Here is a 13,135-nt window from a genome sequence, read left to right on the forward strand (position 1 = left end):
CCAGCACCGCGCCCCAGGGGCGTCGCCAACGACCCGCTAGAGACGGTTGAACCCGAGCTAGAGGGAATAACCTTTACCTGAGGTACTCGTTGTCGAATCCGGCTGTTTTGACCAGCTTCTTGCGGTTGATCACCTCTACATGGCCTGCCTTGAACGCGACGAGATCGGCCTTGCGGAGTTCCCTCAATGTCCGGTTGAGGTGAACGGTGGTCATTCCGAGGATGTCAGCCAATTCATGCTGGGTAAGGGGACACTCATATCTCCCATGGGCCGACAGGCCAACGATCGAGAGCCTCTCCTCCAACTCGAGCAGGAAATGGGCGGTGCGGCTCATCGCGTTCCGCCGCCCGGCATTCATGAGATGTTCGGCAAGGATGGCGTTCAGGCGGGCCAGGGAGCAGGCGATAGTCTTGCCGAGGCGGCCTTCCGACAAGATGGCCTCTACCAGTTTCTTGCTGGAAATTTCATAAACAGCTAGTTCGGTTATGGACGCCAGGGACGCTAAACGGGGTCCGTCCACGGAACGGAAACCGACAATGTCCCCCCGCAGAGGGGTGTCGATGATCTGCCGTTCTCCGTCCAGTAGCCCGCGGTAAAGGAGGGCCCAACCCGATTTTACGATGAATATCCAATCGTTGTTGTCATCCTGGCGGCATATCACCGAATGGGGTTTGTAAATTCTTGCGGTCACACCGAGAAAATCGTTGTTACCCCAATCGTCCTTCGAGAATGTCCCCCCTACGGGATGCGAGTGTATGAACTGCAACAGTGTTTGCATGTTGCTTCAATTTCCGCACAACCTACATTGCTCCCGCACGATTTCGACAGAAGGACCACCTACGGTAGAGGCAGGATGGCCTACTGTCCTCGTCTGTTTGAATGAGGTAGACTGCGTTTGAATCAACGGGTTGCAAGCGTTCAGGCGGTCAAGTCTTCCGGCTTCGGCGAGACTATCCACGCCAAGGGCCTGCAGAAGTGTGGTAAGATCATTGCTCAGCAGCAGCTAGCCTGCGACCGGCTTCCTAGCTCTCGCCGGACCAAGTCAAGTGTCGGATCATCGGGATAAGTCGGCACAGTGAACCCATGTCGCGTCGATCCCAATAGCAGCCCGATTTTCGTCTTGAGGCCCAGCCCTCCGACACATCTTGCTAAGTAGGCGAGCGGATTTCGCGGTGCTGAAGCGCAGACCGCTGACCAGCAGTCGGACCATCGGCGCGACCGGAAGTGGTTGCTGTCGCCGCTCCGGTGCGGCTCGTATCGTTGGGCGTAGTTAAAGAGACCAATGCGACCACGGTCCGAATAGCCGAGTTCAGAAGCCGTTTGACAATCATTTTGGACACTCAGCCTCTAATGTACTTTAGCAGTTGATAAATGAGGAATATGCCCGCTGTCGCGACGGCTTTTCTCTCTTTCTGTCTCGGCAGATTGCATGCCCTCTAACGGACCTTGCTGCCACATTCTGTGTTCTCGTGGTTGCCAGGTGACAGCGGTTAGGGATTTGCCATGCTCCGACTTTGCGGATTCATCGCAGCCTTCATCCTTACGAGCTTCACGACCTTTGACGCCGTTTCCGCCCTGGAGACGTTGCCCGTGTTCGTGGCTGGAGTCTTCCTTGTCCATGCGCTCGGTCGTGAGAGCTGCCTCAGCGAATGGGGAGCTAGTCTCTATTTCTCAGTCAGGCTGGTTTATCTCCCGCCCTACGCAGCGGGGCTTCCCCTGGTTCGTTCGCTCGTCTGGAATGTCGCATTCGTTGGAATTGTCCTGCTTTTGCTTGCGTCACTCTGGCCCGAGCTATAGTGCCCGCACCCGAGCGCCATCACACGGCGAGATCCCCTTCCACCTATTCTCTGAAAGATCGACCGGAAAGGATCGTCAGCGGCCCGCTTGGCGCAACGGCCATCGAAGAAGAGCATCAGACGCGCTGTGGAGAACATCCACTCGCTGACCGACCGAAAGGGTACATGGCAAGAGACCACATATCTGGTGAAGCGGCTGAACCGGATGCTGCGCGGATGGGCGAACTACTTCTCGGTAGGAACCACCAGCAAGGCATACCGGGCACTCGACAGCTACACCGCAGTGCGGTTGCGCCGGTGGCTGCGTTCCAACCACAAGACCAGACGAAGCAAGGGCGGAGCCTATCCAGACTCGCATCTTTACGAGCACTTCGGGCTCGTACGTCTGACCCGACTTGGACGTGGCGTGTCGTGGGTGAAGGCGTGAGTACTTGTCCGAGAGCCGGATGCGGGAGATCTGCAGGTCCGGTTCGATGAGCGGGGTGTGGAAACGGAGCCAAGGTTGAATCAATAGGCAGGGCCAGACGAAGGGGCGGCAAACAGATATGTTCAACCTACCGCCATTGCGCCACACCTCGACTCTACCGTTTCTTCGCGTTCACCAAGGGCGAAGAAACGCGGAAGGCTGGCATCTGATTGACGGTCGGAAACGCGCGGTCGCGCCAGTTGTCGCACCTCATTAGACCGTTTCGAGCCGGCTGAACCGAACCGGGATGAGTTTGCGAGTCTTCAGTTGCCCTGCCGAATCCTTGTCGATGACCGTCAGCAACTGCACATCTTCAGGTCCCACAGGCAGAACCAGGCGTCCCCCCGGCTTGAGCTGGTCAAGCAAGGCCGGCGGCGCCCGCCCAGCCGCCACGGTGACCAGGATCTTGTCGTATGGGGCGTGCTCAGGCCAGCCGCGCGACCCGTCTCCGACACGAATGCCGACATTGGATAAGCCGAGGCCCTGCAGCAGAGCCTCGGCATGGCTTGCGAATTCCTCGATGATTTCGACGCTCCAAACTTGCCCGGCGAGCTCCGCGAGAATTGCGGTTTGATAGCCCAGGCCGGTGCCGATCTCGAGCACCGCCTCGTGCGGTTGCAGCGCGAGGAGATCGGTCATGAGAGCGACGATGAAAGGCTGCGCGACGGTTTTATCGAAGCCGATCGGCAGCGGCATGTCCTGGTAGGCATAAGGTGCAACCGAGGCTGGCACGAAGAGATGCCGCGGCACTCGCCGCATCGCTGCCATCACCTGCTCATCGAGCGCCGCCTTGCCGAGTTCTTCGCTTGCAAGGTCGGTATGGATTGCAATCATCTCGACCATGTGCCTGCGTAGGACCGCGAGGTGCTCTTCGTTCATTGGCTTCATGACGGTGGGGCTTCCCTCAACCAGCTTGCTGCCAGAGAGCCTTATATCCTGTTCGTCACGGTAGCGCCCGCGATCATTTCCATTACGGGTGCCCAGGGCAAGCGTGGGTGACAGTCACAGTCTTGGCAGGCTATCGCCGGCGGCGACTCTTGAGATTCTGGGCGCGCCGCAAGGGTCGGATCGATCTGCGACTCAGACGATTATCCGCGCCGCCCGCCCGAGCGTGCGTTCCGCGTCATTGTAGTAGTTCGAGGCCTGCTGCACAGAGCGATGCTGCGACTGCTGCATGGCTTCGGGCAACGGAATGCCGCGGCGTGCGGTTTCGGTGAGATAGCCGGAGCGCAGGCCGTGGGCGGAGAAGGCTTGCGGATCGAACCCGGCCTCGGCGATGCGGCGCTTCAGGATCAGATTGACGGCCTGCGGCGTCAGGGCGCGCGCTTCGAGATTGCCCCAGCGGTCGATGCCGCGAAACACGGCGCCTTCAGTGACGCCGGCGCGCTCGAGCCACGCTCGCAGCACCGTCACCGGCCGGCCGACGAGCAGCACGAAAGCGTCGCCATCGGCCTGTGTCGTCTTGGTCCGGCCGAGCCGGATTTTTAGGCAGGGAATTTTTTGCCCCTCTGAATCCTTGGGATCCGCGGGCACCGGCTCTTCTTCGATGAGCTGTTCGACGCGGAGGTCAGAAACCTCGCTGCGGCGGCGACCGCCCGAGGCGAAGGCGGTGATGAGCAGCGCGCGATCGCGCATGTCGACGAGGCGGTCGCCGGCGCAGGCCTTCAGGAGGGCGGTCAAAATGTCAGCGGTCACCGCTTTCTTGCTCTTGCGGTTCCGCGGCCGGGCGCCGGCTCGCACCGCCAGTCTGATGGCGCTCTGCAGCCCCGGCGCGTTGAAGTTTCCGACAAGTCCGCGCCATCTGGTCAAGGTGGACCAGCTCGACAGGCGCCGGCGCACGGTGGACGGCGCATGCGGTCTTTTTGTCACCCGTAACAGGCCCTGGGCTACCAGCGACGCCGCTATGTCAGCCGGCATGCCATGGGTCGGATCACTCTCGCGCCGGGAAGAATCCCACAGGTGGTGGGCGACGAATTTGATCAAAAGCGTTTCCGGCGCCGGCCAGGGCAGCGGAGAACCGGTGGCGGCAAAAGACCATGCCTCGAGATAGCCAAGGTCGGAGACCAGCGCGCGGAGAGAGTTTGCGCCGATGCCTTCTTTGGCCAGGTGGCGCAGCGTTGCGACATCGTCGTCGGTCAGGATTTCGGCCAAAAGATCGCGCCGGTCGAAGGGCAGCACCGAATCCAATGCGTCGAGCGCCTCGGCGCGTCGAACACCATTGCCAGGTGGCCGAGCGACGAGGTCAGTTGCCATTGGCGAGCGGTCCGAAAATGCGGACTCCCTTGCCGCGCGCGGCAACGGCGAGCTTGCGATCGAGGGTCGCCAGCGGCAACTCGGTTTCGATGGCCAGCGCAAGGTAGGCGGCGTCATAGGCACTGAGACCGTGCGCGGCCGCTAGCGCCAGCACCGCGCCGTCCGACCCGCCGCCGGCGTCCTCCAGCGGCAATCGGCGCAGCCGTGCCATGGCGGTGGCCGCTTCGCCTGCGGCGATGCGGCTACGCCGCTCGGCCATCAGCACGACACTGCGCGCCTCGTGCCAGAACAGCGACGGCACCGGCGATCGCCCCGTCAGGCCGGCAACCAGGGTCTCGGCGACCGCGCTGTGCTCCTCCGGCAGCAGCCAGGCCGCGGCTATGGACGCGTCCAGGACGAGACGCATCAGTAACGGTGGCCTTCATGCTTCCAGGCCAGAATTTCCTCGGTGGTGACAGGTTTTGCGTGGGCCCGCGCGGCGCGGACCTCTTCGATCAAGGCGCCCAGATCCTGGTTTTGGGGAAGGCGGGACAGCTTGGCAATGGGATCGTTGCCGCGCGAAATGATCACCTCCTCACCGGCCTCGACCTTAGCGAGCAGTTCCGAAAGGTGGGTTTTGGCCTCGCCAATTTTCACCGTGATGGTCATTGTTTTGTCCTCGTAGGAGCTTGCTGTGCTGTAGCGCGCTATGCGACTCGCGTCGCGCTGAGCCCAGCCATGCACGACAAACACGGTTCTGCACCACGATAGCGCCGATTCCGCAGATTGGTCAAGCCTTGGTCTGATCGCTATCGATAAGAGAGAATTATCGATAGTGAGAAGCCGAGAAAATCCCCTGCAAGTCAGCTTAAATGCCGGATAGCTTGACTATCGCTGAAGGCGCAGCGGTAGTCGGCAAGTCAATGGTCCTCGCTTGCCAGTTCTACGACCGCCGCCTCGCTGCAGAGCCGACGATGCTCTTTGTTAGGTTCGTGCCCAACCAAGAGTAGGGCTTTCGGTCGCAGATGCTAAGGAGGCACTAGGTTTCCCTCTTCCTTGGCCGCTTCGAGAAACGCCCTGCGGACCACTTCGGGTTTCACCCGATCGATCATGGCATCCATGCAGAGCTGCACTGCGCTGTGCCACTTGGGGCCACGCTTGGTCCACTGCAACAGTTGCTCGGCGGCTCCCTCGACGTTGTTGCACTGATAAGCAATGCCAGGACGGGTGGTCCTTACGGAGACCGGCGGAGAGAACCAATGGAGCGACATTCGTACATAAGCGACGGCTTAACTAAGAGTTCCCTCAACCACGCCCGGTTCGAGCAAGGATCAGGTAAACCGGCTCGGGGCCTTACTCCTCCGGCCAGCCCTGTTGCGGAACCTATTCACTGGCCGCAAGGTTTGGGTGGAAGGTCAGGAGTGTGCCATGAGTTCCAAAGCTGGGGATGGCCAGCTCTCTTTCATTGAGTTCCAGTCGCCCACGCTGGTCGAGAATGCGCCCGAGGGCGGCGAATGGCTTCACGAGATCAAATACGACGGCTACCGCACCGAGCTGATCATTAAGGGCGGTAAAGCGCGGGCCTTCACGCGTCGTGGCTACGACTGGTCGCATCGATACCGACGAATTGTTCAAACAGCGGCGGGCTTGCCGGTGAAGGCGGCGATCATCGACGGGGAGGCTGTCGTTCTCGGCGACAGCGGCCTGCCGGATTACCAAGCCTTGGAACGGGAGTTGGGCAATCCAGACTCGGCGAGGCTCATCTTCTACGCGTTCGACCTGCTGCACCTCAACGGGCGCGATCTACGACAGCAGCCGCTGGTGAGGCGCAAGGCAGCCCTAGAGAAGCTGCTTAAGAACTCAGCGCCGACACTGACCTATGCCGAGCATCTGGAGGTGAGCGGCACGGACGTGTTTGAACATGCCTGCCGAATGGGCTTGGAGGGGATTGTCTCCAAGCGCACCGATGCCACGTACCGCTCGGGTATCCAGACGAGTTGGCTCAAAGTGAAGTGCATCAAGAGCGACACCTTCCCCATTGTCGCTTTCGTGGAAAAGCTCGGCGCTCACCCGCGCCGGATCGCATCGCTCTACATAGGCCGTCGCGAGGGCGACCGACTGCTCTATGCCGGGAAGGCTCGCAGCGGCTACACCTTGAGCGCTGCGCGACTGGTTCGAGAGCGGCTTGACCCGCTAATCATCAGCAAGTCGCCTCTGTCAGAGCCCATTGTGAAACCGAAGGCGACATGGGTCAGACCAGACGTGCTGGCCGAGGTGCAATTCAGTGGCGTAACAGATCGCGGCGTGCTGCGTGAAGCCGTGTTCAAGGGTCTGCGAGAAGACCTCGTGGCGATCCCGGCCAAGCCTCCTGCGCCATCAAAGCGACGTGGGCCAGCCCGGGAATATGGCGTTCCCAGCGAGAACATCCTGCAACTGCTGCCCGAGGCGGTCTCGCCGTCCAAAGAAGAGCTTGCGCGCTATTGGCAGAGGGTTGCCGATCACGCACTCGTCCATCTCGGCCACCGACCGCTGAAGCTGGTCCGCCATGCTCTCGGCGCAACCTTTTACCACAAGGGCGCGCTGCCGAAGATCCCGCCAGCAGTGCATCAGTTGCGCGTTCAGAAGCGCGAGGGTGGCGAAGGTGTGCGCGTGTGGGTGGACGACCTTGCCGGCCTGCTAGGGCTGGTCGAGATGGATGCTGTAGAGCTTCATCCTTGGAATGCCACCGTTGATGACATCGAGCATGCCGACCGCATCGTTCTGGACCTCGACCCGGGTGAGGGGGTCGAGTGGGATGAGGTCATCCGGACCGCGCTAGCGCTCCGCGACATCATGGAACCAGAAGGTCTGGAGAGCTGGCCGAAGGTGACGGGCGGCAAGGGAATTCACCTGATGGCCCCACTTGCGACGAAGATCACGCACGACAATGCCCGGCTCCTTGCCCGGTCGTTCGCCAAGCGCCTCGCTGAAGCTCATCCTGATCGCTATCTGCTCTCCGCCGCACCGGCAGCCCGAAAGGGCCGCATCTTCATTGATTACCTCCGCAATGGGCGCGGCAACACGGCGGTCGGCGCCTTCTCCCCACGAGCGCGACCTGGCTTCCCAATCGCTCATCCCGTGACCTGGAGCCAGGTTGAGGCAGCCATCCGTCCAGATGCCTTCACCATCGACCGTCCGTTCAGGGCGGCCGTCAGAAAGGCAGCGTGAGGATCAAGGGCAGGAAACGAAATTCCCGGCAGGGATTTTTGTCAGCAGTCGGCGAAGACGCCTAGCCGAACAATGGATCACTCAACTATTTGCCGCAGAGGTCGAGCTCTATCCAGGCGAGCGCATGATCACTCGGCTTTTCCCAACCTCGCAAATCAGCGTCCACGCCGGCATCACGTAACCTGTTCGAAAGTGATGGGCTCACGAGGAGATGATCCATCCGGAGGCCGGAACTCCGATCATAACCGCCCCGGTAGGAGAAGTTCCAATACGTGTAGATGCCTTTCTGTGGATGGATGCGGCGGACGGCATCAATCCAGCCGTTACCCAGCATTTCGGCGTAGGCTTGCCGGCTCTCCGGAAAGGTGACTGCGTCCGCCTAGCCAACGTCTCGGCACCACGGTTGCCACGAACGAGCTTTTATCGGCCGCACGGCCGCAAGGCCGCTCTCCCATCTGGTTTAGACATTGGTCATCCTCTCGGCTCTCCCTAACCGCCGAGCGTGGGAAAAGATTCACTTCGCCGGTCTCCAGCATCGGGGATCACTTCAGGCGCCATATTCCGCGGAGTCCGTCAGGCTGGTGAACTTTTAGGGCCGGCGCTGCGTTCCGTGCAGCGAACTCGGTTGATGCACAATGACGGAATCCAACGCTCGTCCCGCGCCGCAGAAAAAGGATGCACGTGGTGCCGAAACCCGCTTTTCGTTCGATCGAATGGCGATCGAGCGGTTTCAGCAAACCTTTCCGCGTGCCAGATGGAGCGACGAGCGCAGCAGCTGGTTCGTACCCGGCAAGACGGCGGCCCGGCGGATCGACCGCTGGCTGGCGCAAGAGGCAGCGCTACGGGCGCCCCATGACGATAGCAAGGGACGCGATGCCTTCGCCTTCGACCCAATATCGAGCCAGTATCTGGAGATCGCGGACGACCTCCGCATTCGCATCTCCTATTCGAGGACCGTGCTTGAAGAATTGCGCGCTGTTCCGTGGGCGAGTTGGGACGATGAGTTGCGGGCTTGGAGAGTTCCGTTCCGCTCATATGAAGAGCTACGGCGCCGATGGCCAAGCATCGAAAAAGCTGCGCAGCATGCCGAACCGGAGGAGAGGAAACGGCGACGAGCAGCCGCCAGGAACACCGAAGCATATAAAGCCGCACAAAAGCGGGCTGCTGAACGCCGGCGCCATCGCTATCCGCTGCCAGCTCAAGATCTACCTACTCTGGGCCGCGCTGTCGCAACCGAGCAGTACGGGATTGTCGTCTTCACTGAAATTTCCGGTGAACTGGTTGAGCTATCCGACGTAGCCGCCTTCTACCCCCGCGCAATGCCTGCGAACGGCGACTTCGTTTGGGGCAGGTGGCGTTCGGCTACGCTGGCCGAACTTGTGAGCACATGGCCCGCTCGGTATCCGCCGGGCCGACCGAATGCTTCAGAGGCTGGTGGAGGCCAACGCTCGCCGAACTTAGAGTTGCCCGTCGAAAAGCCCGCGGCAGTGAGCGTAGTAGGCGAAGTCGCGAGCGGTAGATGCGGCGCTCACATCCGGCGTTAAGGCGGCCGCAACACACGGATTCTTCGGTCGGGCGGAGCTTGGGCAGGTCTACTGCTGACTGATGGCGACCGCCTTGGGTCCAGCCTGTGTGGAAACGCATTGATTTGGTAAAGTGATTCCCAGATCAGAGAGGGGAGTCGGGTATCGCTTGGAAGTTAACCGCAAGAATTGTCATATCGCTCCTTAGCAGCGTGGAGAAAATGTTCGTCGCTGGATACCGCCCTTACAAGGCGGAAAAGGGCACCGCGGCGGAAATGACAAACCCGCCGAGCGCGAGGCGCGGCGGGCGGTCACGCGTCGCGCCAGGCTGGGCGGGGGCTTGGGGTACGCCTGGTGCAGCCCTGTTCCATGCCGGCGAAGCCGACTGACAGCGCGCGTGGTCAGGTGCCGGCCGCTGAAGGCGGCTCGAGCGTCGACGATGCGGAGACCCACACCCGTCCTTGAGGCCATGCAGCGTGCCAGTCTTAGCGACCCCCGGCCGGGCGTGCCGATCGGCGAGCTGATCGCCCGCCTGCCAGCCCGTTTCCGCGCCATGACACCTCCGAAAACAGGATCCTAACCGTCCTACAATATCCTCGGGGGTGTGGGGGCAGACAGCCAGGCAGACAGCCCCCACGGGGTAGCTCACCGCCCCAGCCGGCGCAGGAGCCGCCAGCTGAAGTAGAGCAGGGTCCACAGCACGGCCGAGGCCAGCCAGCTAACTGGTGAGCGTGACGGTCAGGCCGGCGAGCGTCAGCGCCGAGGCGCCGAGCACGGCGAGGAGGCCCCGGAACCCCTGCCGAACCGCGCCGACAGGCGCGTGAACCGGCCCATGTCCGCCGCGGATGTCCACAGCTTCAGAACATCCGCCGTGGCGCGGTAGCCTTGCGCCTTGGCGACGATGCCGAGGAGGTCGGCGGCGGCTGTGCGCAGGGTGGCCAACGGGGCAGGGCGCAGCACGCCCGTAAGCGTGGCGCAGGCGGCGGCGAGATCGCCGGCCCTGGCGAGAGTCACCGTGGCGCGCAGCGCCTCGCCATCGACGGCGTCGCCGGCGAGCCGCACCAATTCGCCGCGCAGCGGCTTCAACAGCCGGCCGCCCTTGCTGGCGGCCTTGAGAACCGTGGCCCCGACGCGTGCCGGCGTGGTGGCGCCGAGGATGGTCACCGTGACGACCGCGATGGTGAGCCCGACGGCGGCGAGGCCGAGGATGACCGGGTCCTAGGCGGCGCCGTCGAGATAGGCGCAGCCTTCGTGGATCAGGTCGCGCACGTCGCCGATGCCGAATGCATCGGTGACCAGGGCGCCAGCCAGGCCAGCGGGGATTGTCGCGTCGCCGGTGGCGGCGCCGTGCCAGGTATCCCTGGCGACCCGGCCGAGGTCGGTGGCCTGCGCCGCACGACGCGGTCGCTCAGGCTGGCGGGCAGGGGGTGTGCAGCTGGTCGGCCAAGTCGTGCAGGCTGGCGGCGAGCTCGGGGGCGTCGTCGGTGAGCGCCTGGTCGACTGAGGGCCTCGAATACATGGGCTGATTCAACAAACCCGGCCTGGATTCGGTTCCAGGGCCCGCGCGTCGAAGGATTGAACCGGAAGAGTCCGGCTGCGTTGTTGGGACTGGAACGGCAATCCTCGGAGGAAGAAATGGCAAGCACTGGAACAACACGTGGACGCAATCAGGACCGTGCCAGGGTCGCTGGTGGGCAGGATCATGAAATGAAGTACGAGGCGGGCAAAACCGGCGCCAGCAAAGCTGACGTCAAATCGGCGGTGAAGTCGCTCGGCAACAGTCGCAAGAAGGTCGAAGACGAGCTGGGCAAGAAGTGAACCTCGGCCGCACAGGATGCCGGCGAAGTTGGCGATACCAAGAGCTGGGGGTTCAGCGCAACGGGATAGGCCACGCCCCCCTGCGCGCCGGTTGCCGCCAGTATCTCATGAGGGGGCATGCACATGACCCGCATCGCCACCTTCAATGTGAACGGCGTCAACGGCCGGCTGCCTGTGCTCCTGAAGTGGTTGGGCGAAACCGACTACGACATCATTTGCCTGCAGGAATTGAAGACGTCGGACGACAAGTTCCCTGTCGATGCGATCAGAGAGGCGGGTTACGGCGCCATCTGGCACGGCCAGAAATCCTATAACGGTGTGGCAATCCTCGCTCGCCGAATCGAGCCGGTGGAACGTCGACGCGGCCTACCGGGCGATCCAGACGATACCCACAGCCGCTATATCGAGGCCGAGGTAGATGGGATAGTCGTAGGCTGCCTCTACCTGCCCAATGGCAATCCAGCGCCTGGCCCAAAGTTCGACTACAAGCTGCGCTGGTTCGATCGTCTCATCAGCTACGGCCAGCATTTGCTCGACGACGGGGCACCAAGCGTTCTCTGCGGCGACTATAATGTCGTTCCAACCCCAATCGACGCCGTGGTGCCGAGGCGATGGCTGGGCGATGCGGTCTATTTCCCGGAGAGCCGGCAGGCCTATGCCAAAATGCTCAAAGGTGGCTGGATCGATGCCGTCCGGCGCATCCATCCGGAGAAGGGCATCTACACCTATTGGAATTTCTCCTACCGGGGCGGCTTCGATCGGAGTTCCGGCCTGCGCATGGACCATCTCCTGGTGAGCCCCTCTCTTTCCGACCGGCTGCGTAGTGCCGGCGTGGATGTCGAGCTTCGCGGGTGGGAGAAGCCAAGCGACCATGCGCCGGCCTGGATCGAGCTCAATTGAACCACGAGGAACACGGATGGTCGAACCGGGTTATCCCGAAATGAACGAGTCAATCGACAATATCTCTCTCTACGCGGCCGGCGGCTACAGCTTTGCGGTTGAGACGCCCCAAGAAGGCCGGACGCAGAACGCCCACGATGCTGAGACCAGAATGTTGCGAGCCAAGAAACTGCTCACTTTGGGTTTCGCGTTGCCTTTTTCGTTCGGCTTCTCGGTTCGACGCAAGCTGAAGAAGGTGATCCAATGAAAAATGTCGCTGCTTACGGATCCCAATCTTCCGATGGGCTCACTGCTGCGGTGCCGCGTCCTCGGAGGAATCGCGGCGGATGTGTCGAGCGGGGAACCGCCAAACGCAACAACCGCCTACTGGCGGCACCGCTCCTGCTGCACCAGGATCATCCACCATATGAGTTCGCCTACATGCCACTGAACAAGCTCAAGAATATCGAGGACTACTTCGTCGGCTGCCAAGTCGCCGAAGGCAAGGAAGCGAAGATCGTGGGTCATCAGGACAAGTCCGAGGCGCAGAGCATTGTCAGGGAGGCGGTCGGGCCTTGACGAAATTGGACCAAGCCCTGCGGTTTGGACCGCTTCGTGAGCGCTGGGTTCACCTCTGCGTCGACATGCAACGGATGTTTGCCGAGGCGACTGAATGGCACACGCCGCGGATGGAGCGTGTATTGCCCAATGTCGTCGCCCTCGTCGAACTTGATCCGGCGCGGACGATCTTCACCCGGTTTATTCCCCCTCAATCTCCCGACGACGCAGTCGGCGCCTGGCGGCGGTACTATTACAAGTGGGGGACGATGACCCGCGATCGGCTCGATCCTCAGCTGATTGATCTTGTTCCGGAACTGGCGCGGTTCGTGCCGCCCGCTTTGCTGGAGGACAAACCCGTCATGTCCGCTTGGCACGGGTCACTGCATGCTCGCCTGCAGTCTGCGGGCATTGATTCACTCATCGTGTCAGGCGCGGAGACGGAGGTTTGCGTGCTCGCCACTGTGATGGGGGCGATCGATCTCGGCTACCGGGTGGTCATCGTGGCTGATGCGGTATGTTCCGGAGCTGACTCGACCCACGATGCCATGCTCGCGATCTATGAGAGCCGCTACGGCATGCAGGTCGAGACGGTGACCACCGCCGACCTCCTGGCCGCGCGGCTGGACGGAATGTTGTGACATCAGGAGCACCAC

The 13,135-nt window shown here is 61.9% G+C and carries 18 protein-coding genes; 10 read left to right on the forward strand and 8 right to left on the reverse strand.

Features of this window, described 5'->3' with window-relative positions; translation table 11 throughout:
* Positions 1-73 precede the first annotated feature (73 nt).
* Both NKH01_RS06655 and NKH01_RS06660 read right to left on the reverse strand, forming a co-directional pair.
* Positions 74-778: a Crp/Fnr family transcriptional regulator gene (locus tag NKH01_RS06655; RefSeq protein WP_353019691.1), complete on the reverse strand. Its 705-nt coding sequence runs from the start codon at positions 776-778 to the stop codon at positions 74-76.
* Positions 779-1,347: 569 nt separating this feature from the next.
* Positions 1,348-1,620 carry a hypothetical protein gene (locus tag NKH01_RS06660; RefSeq protein ID WP_353019840.1) on the reverse strand — a complete coding sequence of 91 codons (273 nt, stop codon included), beginning with the start codon at positions 1,618-1,620 and terminating at the stop codon, positions 1,348-1,350.
* Between NKH01_RS06660 and NKH01_RS06665 the strand changes: the two genes are divergently transcribed.
* On the forward strand, positions 1,504-1,797 hold the full coding sequence (locus NKH01_RS06665) for an MAPEG family protein (protein WP_353019693.1): 294 nt from the start codon (positions 1,504-1,506) through the stop codon (positions 1,795-1,797). The two genes, NKH01_RS06660 and NKH01_RS06665, sit on opposite strands and share 117 nt — an antisense overlap.
* Positions 1,798-1,884: 87 nt before the next feature.
* Entirely contained in the window at positions 1,885-2,223 is a 339-nt protein-coding gene (locus tag NKH01_RS06670) for a group II intron maturase-specific domain-containing protein (RefSeq protein WP_353019696.1), read from the forward strand.
* A gap of 252 nt (positions 2,224-2,475) precedes the next feature.
* Here the strand turns inward: NKH01_RS06670 and NKH01_RS06675 are convergent, their stop codons facing one another.
* From NKH01_RS06675 to NKH01_RS06695, 5 genes are all read right to left on the reverse strand, one after another.
* On the reverse strand, positions 2,476-3,150 hold the full coding sequence (locus tag NKH01_RS06675; RefSeq protein ID WP_353019698.1) for a protein-L-isoaspartate(D-aspartate) O-methyltransferase: 675 nt from the start codon (positions 3,148-3,150) through the stop codon (positions 2,476-2,478).
* Between the two features lie 192 nt (positions 3,151-3,342).
* On the reverse strand, positions 3,343-4,515 hold the full coding sequence (locus NKH01_RS06680) for a site-specific integrase (protein ID WP_353019699.1): 1,173 nt from the start codon (positions 4,513-4,515) through the stop codon (positions 3,343-3,345).
* Entirely contained in the window at positions 4,505-4,921 is a 417-nt protein-coding gene (locus NKH01_RS06685; RefSeq protein WP_352548630.1) for a type II toxin-antitoxin system VapC family toxin, read from the reverse strand. The genes NKH01_RS06680 and NKH01_RS06685 overlap by 11 nt, the downstream gene beginning before the upstream one ends.
* On the reverse strand, positions 4,921-5,163 hold the full coding sequence (locus NKH01_RS06690; RefSeq protein WP_031195006.1) for a type II toxin-antitoxin system Phd/YefM family antitoxin: 243 nt from the start codon (positions 5,161-5,163) through the stop codon (positions 4,921-4,923). Before NKH01_RS06690 ends, NKH01_RS06685 begins: the two co-directional genes overlap by 1 nt.
* Before the next feature lie 359 nt (positions 5,164-5,522).
* Positions 5,523-5,765 carry a DUF982 domain-containing protein gene (locus tag NKH01_RS06695; protein WP_353019700.1) on the reverse strand — a complete coding sequence of 81 codons (243 nt, stop codon included), beginning with the start codon at positions 5,763-5,765 and terminating at the stop codon, positions 5,523-5,525.
* Between the two features lie 157 nt (positions 5,766-5,922).
* Here NKH01_RS06695 and ligD point away from each other — a divergent pair, with 157 nt between their 5' ends.
* The 3 genes from ligD (at position 5,923) to NKH01_RS06710 (ending at position 9,613) form a co-directional block, all read left to right on the forward strand.
* On the forward strand, positions 5,923-7,701 hold the full coding sequence (gene ligD, locus NKH01_RS06700; protein ID WP_353019701.1) for a DNA ligase D: 1,779 nt from the start codon (positions 5,923-5,925) through the stop codon (positions 7,699-7,701).
* Between the two features lie 635 nt (positions 7,702-8,336).
* Positions 8,337-9,245 carry a hypothetical protein gene (locus tag NKH01_RS06705; RefSeq protein ID WP_353019702.1) on the forward strand — a complete coding sequence of 303 codons (909 nt, stop codon included), beginning with the start codon at positions 8,337-8,339 and terminating at the stop codon, positions 9,243-9,245.
* 200 nt (positions 9,246-9,445) lie between these two features.
* Complete coding sequence (locus NKH01_RS06710; protein ID WP_352484270.1) at positions 9,446-9,613, forward strand: hypothetical protein; 168 nt, start codon at positions 9,446-9,448, stop codon at positions 9,611-9,613.
* Between the two features lie 364 nt (positions 9,614-9,977).
* On the opposite strand, the gene NKH01_RS06715 is transcribed toward NKH01_RS06710, so the two are convergent.
* Positions 9,978-10,388 (reverse strand): hypothetical protein, encoded by a 411-nt coding sequence (locus NKH01_RS06715; protein WP_353019703.1) that lies wholly within the window; start codon positions 10,386-10,388, stop codon positions 9,978-9,980.
* A gap of 471 nt (positions 10,389-10,859) precedes the next feature.
* Between NKH01_RS06715 and NKH01_RS06720 the strand changes: the two genes are divergently transcribed.
* From NKH01_RS06720 to NKH01_RS06740, 5 genes are all read left to right on the forward strand, one after another.
* Complete coding sequence (locus NKH01_RS06720) at positions 10,860-11,042, forward strand: DUF3606 domain-containing protein (protein ID WP_031195005.1); 183 nt, start codon at positions 10,860-10,862, stop codon at positions 11,040-11,042.
* A gap of 123 nt (positions 11,043-11,165) precedes the next feature.
* Positions 11,166-11,942 carry an exodeoxyribonuclease III gene (gene xth, locus NKH01_RS06725; protein ID WP_353019704.1) on the forward strand — a complete coding sequence of 259 codons (777 nt, stop codon included), beginning with the start codon at positions 11,166-11,168 and terminating at the stop codon, positions 11,940-11,942.
* A 16-nt stretch (positions 11,943-11,958) separates the two neighbouring features.
* Positions 11,959-12,189 (forward strand): hypothetical protein, encoded by a 231-nt coding sequence (locus tag NKH01_RS06730; protein ID WP_353019706.1) that lies wholly within the window; start codon positions 11,959-11,961, stop codon positions 12,187-12,189.
* Positions 12,186-12,500: a hypothetical protein gene (locus tag NKH01_RS06735; protein ID WP_352496216.1), complete on the forward strand. Its 315-nt coding sequence runs from the start codon at positions 12,186-12,188 to the stop codon at positions 12,498-12,500. Before NKH01_RS06730 ends, NKH01_RS06735 begins: the two co-directional genes overlap by 4 nt.
* Positions 12,497-13,120 carry a cysteine hydrolase family protein gene (locus NKH01_RS06740; protein WP_353019707.1) on the forward strand — a complete coding sequence of 208 codons (624 nt, stop codon included), beginning with the start codon at positions 12,497-12,499 and terminating at the stop codon, positions 13,118-13,120. Before NKH01_RS06735 ends, NKH01_RS06740 begins: the two co-directional genes overlap by 4 nt.
* Positions 13,121-13,135: the final 15 nt, after the last annotated feature.

Origin of the sequence: Mesorhizobium sp. M1403, assembly GCF_040317695.1 — a bacterium.
GTDB lineage: Bacteria > Pseudomonadota > Alphaproteobacteria > Rhizobiales > Rhizobiaceae > Mesorhizobium.

Bases quoted from the DNA above. Each gene is read 5' to 3' on its own strand.
- NKH01_RS06655 (WP_353019691.1), bottom strand. From the start codon at position 778: ATGCAAACACTGTTGCAGTTCATACACTCGCATCCCGTAGGGGGGACA.
- NKH01_RS06665 (WP_353019693.1), top strand. From the start codon at position 1,504: ATGCTCCGACTTTGCGGATTCATCGCAGCCTTCATCCTTACGAGCTTC.
- NKH01_RS06660 (WP_353019840.1), bottom strand. From the start codon at position 1,620: ATGGACAAGGAAGACTCCAGCCACGAACACGGGCAACGTCTCCAGGGC.
- NKH01_RS06675 (WP_353019698.1), bottom strand. From the start codon at position 3,150: ATGAAGCCAATGAACGAAGAGCACCTCGCGGTCCTACGCAGGCACATG.
- NKH01_RS06680 (WP_353019699.1), bottom strand. From the start codon at position 4,515: ATGGCAACTGACCTCGTCGCTCGGCCACCTGGCAATGGTGTTCGACGC.
- NKH01_RS06685 (WP_352548630.1), bottom strand. From the start codon at position 4,921: ATGCGTCTCGTCCTGGACGCGTCCATAGCCGCGGCCTGGCTGCTGCCG.
- NKH01_RS06690 (WP_031195006.1), bottom strand. From the start codon at position 5,163: ATGACCATCACGGTGAAAATTGGCGAGGCCAAAACCCACCTTTCGGAA.
- NKH01_RS06695 (WP_353019700.1), bottom strand. From the start codon at position 5,765: ATGTCGCTCCATTGGTTCTCTCCGCCGGTCTCCGTAAGGACCACCCGT.
- ligD (WP_353019701.1), top strand. From the start codon at position 5,923: ATGAGTTCCAAAGCTGGGGATGGCCAGCTCTCTTTCATTGAGTTCCAG.
- NKH01_RS06705 (WP_353019702.1), top strand. From the start codon at position 8,337: ATGACGGAATCCAACGCTCGTCCCGCGCCGCAGAAAAAGGATGCACGT.
- NKH01_RS06710 (WP_352484270.1), top strand. From the start codon at position 9,446: ATGTTCGTCGCTGGATACCGCCCTTACAAGGCGGAAAAGGGCACCGCG.
- NKH01_RS06720 (WP_031195005.1), top strand. From the start codon at position 10,860: ATGGCAAGCACTGGAACAACACGTGGACGCAATCAGGACCGTGCCAGG.
- xth (WP_353019704.1), top strand. From the start codon at position 11,166: ATGACCCGCATCGCCACCTTCAATGTGAACGGCGTCAACGGCCGGCTG.
- NKH01_RS06730 (WP_353019706.1), top strand. From the start codon at position 11,959: ATGGTCGAACCGGGTTATCCCGAAATGAACGAGTCAATCGACAATATC.
- NKH01_RS06735 (WP_352496216.1), top strand. From the start codon at position 12,186: ATGAAAAATGTCGCTGCTTACGGATCCCAATCTTCCGATGGGCTCACT.